7 protein-coding genes are annotated in these 6705 nt (G+C 72.2%); 1 reads left to right on the forward strand and 6 read right to left on the reverse strand.

All coding sequences use genetic code 11. The annotated features are described in order from the left end of the window. Positions 1-337: 337 nt before the first annotated feature. From ACI8AX_RS21135 to ACI8AX_RS21160, 6 genes are all read right to left on the reverse strand, one after another. Positions 338-1468, reverse strand: a complete 1131-nt coding sequence (locus ACI8AX_RS21135; RefSeq protein WP_456551830.1) for a PucR family transcriptional regulator — start codon at positions 1466-1468, stop codon at positions 338-340. Positions 1469-1533: 65 nt separating this feature from the next. Further along, positions 1534-2130, reverse strand: coding sequence for a nuclear transport factor 2 family protein (locus tag ACI8AX_RS21140; protein ID WP_456551831.1), 597 nt, complete (start codon positions 2128-2130; stop codon positions 1534-1536). Next, positions 2127-2549 carry an acyl-CoA thioesterase gene (locus ACI8AX_RS21145; RefSeq protein ID WP_456551832.1) on the reverse strand — a complete coding sequence of 141 codons (423 nt, stop codon included), beginning with the start codon at positions 2547-2549 and terminating at the stop codon, positions 2127-2129. Before ACI8AX_RS21145 ends, ACI8AX_RS21140 begins: the two co-directional genes overlap by 4 nt. A 73-nt stretch (positions 2550-2622) precedes the next feature. Further along, positions 2623-3042, reverse strand: a complete 420-nt coding sequence (locus ACI8AX_RS21150) for a MaoC family dehydratase (RefSeq protein WP_456551833.1) — start codon at positions 3040-3042, stop codon at positions 2623-2625. Then, positions 3039-3500, reverse strand: coding sequence for a hypothetical protein (locus ACI8AX_RS21155; protein WP_456551834.1), 462 nt, complete (start codon positions 3498-3500; stop codon positions 3039-3041). The genes ACI8AX_RS21150 and ACI8AX_RS21155 overlap by 4 nt, the downstream gene beginning before the upstream one ends. Continuing rightward, entirely contained in the window at positions 3501-5054 is a 1554-nt protein-coding gene (locus ACI8AX_RS21160) for an AMP-binding protein (protein ID WP_456551835.1), read from the reverse strand. 337 nt (positions 5055-5391) lie between these two features. Between ACI8AX_RS21160 and ACI8AX_RS21165 the strand changes: the two genes are divergently transcribed. After that, positions 5392-6576, forward strand: a complete 1185-nt coding sequence (locus tag ACI8AX_RS21165; RefSeq protein ID WP_456551836.1) for a sugar ABC transporter substrate-binding protein — start codon at positions 5392-5394, stop codon at positions 6574-6576. Positions 6577-6705: the final 129 nt, after the last annotated feature.

Here is a 6705-nt window from a genome sequence, read left to right on the forward strand (position 1 = left end):
TGCGCCCGGAGTCATGAGCAGGCGCGGCGCCTGGAGGCGGATCCTCGCGCGGGCATGCCGAGCGGCCGTCATCACGGAGTGTGACGACGGTCGGCGCGGACGACGGCGTCCCTCGTCGGGTGCCGCGGGGTTCCCCCGATGGGTTGCATCGCGGCGCGCCGGCGGTTCCGGTGCGCCTCGCGATGTGTCTCCCGTCACCGGAGACGCTACGAGCGGGACCCGGTGGACGGCATGGCCGTTCGCGCCAAGGATGAGCGGGCCGGCATGGCTGCGACATCCAGTCCCGCCCCCGGAGCCACCTCCGGTGCCCCCTCGGGTGTCGCGCGGCCTGCCCGCGTCAGCGGGCGAGGAGCCGCCGCCGCCGCAGGACCCACCACACCTCGGCGAGCCGCTCGGTGTCCCGCAGCGAGATCCCCGCCGTCTCCTCGAACCGCGCGATGCGGTAGCGGACGGTGTTGAGGTGGACGTGCAGGGCCCTCGCTGTCGGCGCGAGCTTGGCCTGGTGGTCCAGGTAGGACTCGACCGTGTCGAGCACGGCCTCGCCCGCGGGGCCCTGCGCCACGTACGGGGCGACGTAGCGGGCCTCCAGTGCGGCGCCCACGTCGTCGTCGGCGAGGACCGCGGGGAGCAGCCCGAGGTCGGCGAGGCGGTAGATCCCCGGGGGACGCGTGCGTGCCGCGACCGCCAGCGCCCGGCTCGCCGAGCGGAAGGCCTCCGGCAGGTCGGGCAGCGGAACGGCGTCGGCCACCCCGATCGTGTGTTCCTGGTCCGCCGTCAGCGGGCTGCTGGTGACGCCGCACAGGTCGCCGTCGAGCACCCCGTACAGGGTGTCGGCGGACCCTGTCGTCGCGCGGAGCAACGCCTCCAGACGGAGCAACTCCCGCTCGTCGGCCGGACGGGCCCGGAACGGCCGGTAGGTCGCGGTGACGTCCAGTCCGTGGGCCTCCGCCGTCCGGCGCACCTCGTCGGCGGTGACGCCCGGCGTGGTGAGGCGCCTGATGGCCTCGCCCCGGCGCTCCCGTTCCGCCTGGGCCAGGCCGGCCTGGGCGCGCTGGTAGCCGGCCACGATGAAGAGGACGCCCCGGTCCAGCTGGTCGGCGGTCCGCAGCAGCTGACGGAGGACGTCGGGGTGCTCGGCCAGGACGTCGACCGCCTGCAGGACGTGGGCCCGGAGGAGGTCGAACGTGACCTTCCAGACGTGGACGAGGTCCTCGGCGGTGACGCCCTGCCGTGCACGCTGCTCACCCACGTCGCGGAAGAACGCCTCGTCCGCCGGGGTCAGGGGCCGTGCCCCGTCGCGTAGGTGCTCGGTCAGCCTCAGGACGTGCCGGCGCACCGAGGCGCGGACCTCCTGGTCGGGCACGTGCGCGTAGCTCGGGCGCCCGCGCATGGCCTCCAGCATGCCGTCCACGAGGTGGTCCGTCCGCGCGAAGAGCTCCTGGACGACGGCCCGTGCCGCCGGGTCCATGTCGGCCCCCTTCTCATCCTCGCCGCTCCCGGCTCGGAGGAGGCGGGGCGACCTCGCGGCGTGCCTCAGGTGCGGTAGGTGTCCCAGGTCGGGGCGGTTTCCGGGTAGTCGGCGGCCTCGGGCTCGGTGCGCGGCCAGCGCATCCGCAGCTCGTCGCGGAAGCTGCCGGCCATCTGGTCGGCGGGGACGGCGTACATGAAGGTGATCGACCGGCGGGAGAACAGCCAGCGGCTCCCGACCCGGCGGTAAACGTCCTCGTAGCGGTACGAGGCCAGCACGAGCGTGCTCCTCGTGGCCAGCTCCGCGTGGCCGTGCGACCAGCCCGACGCCGTCCCGTCCCCGTGCAGCCGCACCACGCCCGGGTGGGCGGTGTGCAGCATCGTCCGGTAGGTGTCGAAGCTGGCCACGTAGGCGGCGCGGATGGCGTCGGACCCGGTCACGGCCACGCCGCGGCGCTCGAAGACGCCGTCGTCGGTGTACATCGCGACCAGCGCGTCGATGGCGTGGTCGTCGACGGCCCGGCCGTAGAGCACCTGCAGGTCGGCGATCGCCTGCCGGTCGGCTTGGTCGCGCACCGCCCGCACCAGCGCCGCGCCGTCCCCCTCGGGCAGCGCCGGCACTGTGGTCAGCGCCGCGGTGACCGCCGGCAGGTCGAGGCTCACGCGGTCGCGCCCTCGGCCGCCGGCAGGGTGCGCAGCACGTCCATCAGGACGTCGGGGATCGGTGACTTGCCGCCCTCGAGCGTCCGGCAGACGAACGTCATGGTGCCGTGGGTGACCACCTCGTCGCCGCGGAGGAAGTCGAACCCCACGGTGTAGGACGACGACCCGACCCGGTCCAGCACCAGCCGGACGGTCAGCTCGTCGAACACCCGCACCATCGCCTTGTACGTGCACTCCGAGTGCACCCCCACGGTCATGAACCCGTGCTGCTCGGCGAGCTCGCCGCTGCGCAGGCCGTGGGAGTACAGCCAGGTGCTGTAGGCCCGCTCCATCCACGGGTAGTAGACGGCGAAGTACGCGATGCCGACGGTGTCGCAGTCGCCGTACGACAGCTGGAAGGTCAGCTGCGAGTCGCTCACTCGCCCTCCTCGCTGGCGCTCGTCGGCCGCGTTCGCGGGGCTGCTGTGTCCCTGCATGAGCTCGTGAGCTCGCTCATGAGAGCACCACCGTCGCCGTCCCGGACACGACGGCGTCCCCGTCGACCACCTCGAGCACCACGTCGCAGTCGGCCAGCCGGGCGCCGTCCTCCTCGCGCAGCTCGGTGACCGTGGCACGCACCCGCAGGTGGTGGCCGGCCAGCACGTTGCCCAGGAACCGCACGCGCAGGCGGCGCAGCCGGTCGGGGCCGCCGGCCCACGCGGTGACGGCGTTCATCACGTAGCCCATGTTCAGCGGACCCTGGTTGACCGGCCGGTCGCCCATCCCGAGCGCCTGCAGCGTCTCGACGTCCCAGTGGATGGCCGTGGGGTCGTTCAGCAGCGCCGCCATCGTCTTCATCTTCTCGGCGCTGACCGAGGCGACCTCGTAGGCGGGCAGCTCGGTGCCGACCTCCACGGCCGGTGATGCCGTCATGCGTCCCTCCGCGGGAAGACGATGGAGTTCCAGCAGGTGGCCACGTGCACGCCGTCGGAGTCGTCGTGCAGGTCCATCGAGTACCCGACGACGTCGAAGGCGCCGGTGCGCCGGCCCACCTTGCGCTGCGCCGAGACGATGCCGCCGCTGACCCGGTAGGTGCCGCCGACCCGCAGCGGCCGGTGCAGCGTGGTCTCGTGCTCGCCGAACACCGGGCCGTCGGCGGCGGTGGCGCCGAACCAGGCGAACAGCTCGTCCCAGGTGATGCCCATCGCCCCGGTGGCCGCCATCCAGGCGAACAGGGGGTGGGCCACCTGCTCGCCGCCGTCCCGCAGCGACGGCGGCTCGGCGAGCACGGTGTCGGCCAGGAGCCAGGCCCGCCACGGGTGCACGGTGTACGTGCCGCCCGGGAAGGCCCGGCCCACCTGACCGTCGAGGTCGGCCTCCGCGAACGCCACTCAGACGCCCCGGTCCCGCTCGGCCCAGTACGGGTCGCGCAGGTTGCGCTTGAGGATCTTGCCGGTGGGCGCCTTGGGCAGCTCGCCGACGAAGTCCACCGACCGCGGCTTCTGGTAGCTGGCCAGGTGCTTCTTGGCCTCGTCGATGATCTCCTGCTCGGTGGCCGACTTCCCCGGCTTGAGGACGACGACGGCCTTGACCGACTCGCCCCACTCGTCGTCGGGCACCCCGAAGACGGCGCACTCGAGCACCGCCGGGTGCTGGTTGATGGCCTCCTCGACCTGCACGGAGTAGATGTTCTCCCCGCCGGAGATGATCATGTCCTTGGCCCGGTCGACGATGAAGACGTAGCGGTCCTCGTCCCAGGTGGCCATGTCGCCGGTCCACATCCAGCCGTCGCGGATCGTCTGCGCGGTGAGCTCGGGCTGGTTGAGGTAGCCGATCATGTTCTGCTCGCCGCGGACGACGATCTGGCCCGCCGTGCGACCGTCGCGCGGGACGTCGTTGCCGTACTCGTCGACGACGCGGATCTGGGCGGTGAAGCCCTCCCGGCCGCAGGAGCGCAGCCGCTCGGGGTGGATCCCCTTCACGGCGTTGATGTGGTCCTCCTGGGAGAGGAACGTCATCCCGGCGCCCTCGGTCTGCCCGTAGCCCTGGATCATCGTGCACGGGAAGTTGTCCATCGCCGCGCGGACGACCGACGACGGCATGGGCCCGCCGCCGTACTGGAAGTTGCGCAGGCTGGACAGGTCGTAGGACGCGAAGTTCTCGACCGCCATCATCCAGTTGATCATCGTGGTGATGCCGAGGAAGGCCGAGACCTTCTCCTCCTGGATGATCTCCAGCGCCTGCTTGGCCTCGAAGTTGACCAGCACGTTCGGGCAGCCGTGGCGGGTGTAGTTCATCGCCAGCACCACGGGGATGTGGTACATCTGCCCGGTCAGCATGTAGACGTCGCTGGGCACGATGCGCTCGGCCACCGTCTGCGCCAGCATCATCGCCCCCGCGCTGCGGTGGGTGTGCATGGCGCCCTTGCTCTTCCCGGTGGTGCCGCCGGTGTAGAGGATGAAGAACGGGTCGTCGTCCCCGATCGACGGTGTCCAGATCGGCTCTTCGGCGCTGGCCGACTCCACGAACCGGGCGAAGGTGCCGTCGCTCTTCTCGCCGAACTGCAGCCAGTTCGGCACGTCGACGTCGCGCTGGAGCTGCTCGACCGCCGGGCCGAACTCGTCCTGGCTGATGATCGCCTTCGGGGACGCGTCGCGGACGATCGTGGCCAGCTCCTCGCCGGCCAGCCGCCAGTTGAGCGGCTGCAGCACCAGCCCGGCCCGGCCGGCGGCGAAGTAGAGCGCGAGGAACTCGGCGCAGTTGCGGGACAGGACGCCGAAGCGGTCGCCCTTCTCCAGGCCGAGCCCGCGCAGCCCGTTGGCCAGCCGGCGGACGAGCTCGTCGAACTCCGCATAGGTGAGACGCCGGTTGTTCGGCACGTCGATGACCGCCTCGTTGCGCGGCGTCAGCGCCGCCCACTTGGCGGGGATGAGTCCCTGGTTCATCTGACCTTCCTCGTCTCGACGCTGTGACGGGCTGCACAGACCTGACTGGGCGAACCATATGCATGTTTCGAGCGTCGCGCCAGCCCCCGGAGTGCGCGGGAGGACCTCCGGCGGGGGAGGGGAGCGGACGGAACGGGACCGCATCACGGATGCGTCTCGGTGACCGACGACTCTTGACGCACCCCAACAACCATGACATCAATGCGCATCGTTATCCGCGTCACATCCGACGCCGGCCCGCGTCCGAGCACTCCGACCCCGGCCGGTGGTCGTCAGATCAGGGCTCCACCGCACCACGACTGCACCGCTGCACTCGTCCGAATCGGAGACCACGCTCATGAGACCTCGTTCCCTGGCCGCCTGCGCCGCCGCGGCGGCCCTGCTGCTGACCGCCGCCTGCTCCGAGTCCGACGACGGGGGGTCCGGCGGCGGTGGTGGGAGTGGCGGCGACAGCTCGGCCGGTGGCCGGCTGGGCGACCTGCCGCTCCCCGAGCTCACGCCCGAGATCGAGGAGGCCGCCACGGCCGCGGCCGAGGCCGCGGGCGAGCCTGTCGAGCTGCCGGCGCAGACCATCGGCTACATCTCCTACGGCGAGGCCATCCCGATCTCCGCGCGCCTGACCCAGGGGGTCCAGAACGCCGCGGCCGCGCTCGGGTGGGAGCTCGAGGTCTGCGACGGCCAGTCCACGCCGCAGGGGCAGCTCACCTGCGCGACGAACTTCGTCAACACCGGTGTCGACGCGATCCTGACCAACGGCATGCCGCAGTCGTCCATCGCGCCGGCCCTCACCCAGGCGGAGGCGGCCGGCATCCCGGTGGTCAACATCGGCGGCTACATCGGCCAGGAGGACCTGTTCGACGGCTCCATCTACCCCGACGAGGCCGAGTTCGGCCAGGTGCTCGGCGACTGGCTGGTCGACCAGCTGCCCGACGGCGGGGAGATCGCCACGCAGACCTTCCAGGCCGACTTCGTCATCCAGCGGCTCGAGGGTCTCGACCGGGCGCTGGAGGGCAGTGACGTGACCATCGGGGACACGTTCGACGCCGACGCGGCCAACCTGATCCCCGGCGCCCAGCAGGCCGTCTCGTCGTCGTTCAACGGCAACCCGGACATCCAGGCCTACTACCTGACCTTCTCCGGCTCCGAGATCGGGGCCGCGCAGGCCATGCAGGTGCTCCGGCCGGGCGCCCAGTTCCCCGAGCGGCCGATGATCCTGACCTTCTACGCCAACCTCCCGACCATCGACCTCATCCGGGCCGGCCAGGTCGACGCCGCGGCGGAGAACACCCACGAGTGGATCGCCTGGGTGGCCATGGACCAGCTGGCCGAGTTCTTCGGGCGGGACACGCCCATCTCGACCGAGCCGCGGCCGGACTACGGCGACGGCCTGGAGTTCTGGCAGCCCTTCGTCGTCGACGCGGAGAACCTGCCGGCCGAGGGGGAGCTCGCCCCGCCGCCGGTGGACTTCGAGGGCTTCTTCACCACGAAGTGGTCCACCGAGTTCACCAACCTCTCCCAGTAGCCCCACCCCCGGGGGGGGGGGGGGGGGGGGGGGGGGGGGGGGGGGGGGGGGGGGGGGGGGGGGGGGGGGGGGGGGGGGGGGGGGGGGGGGGGGGGGGGGGGGGGGGGGGGGGGGGGGGGGGGGGGGGGG

Source organism: Blastococcus sp. SYSU D00813 (assembly GCF_054050735.1).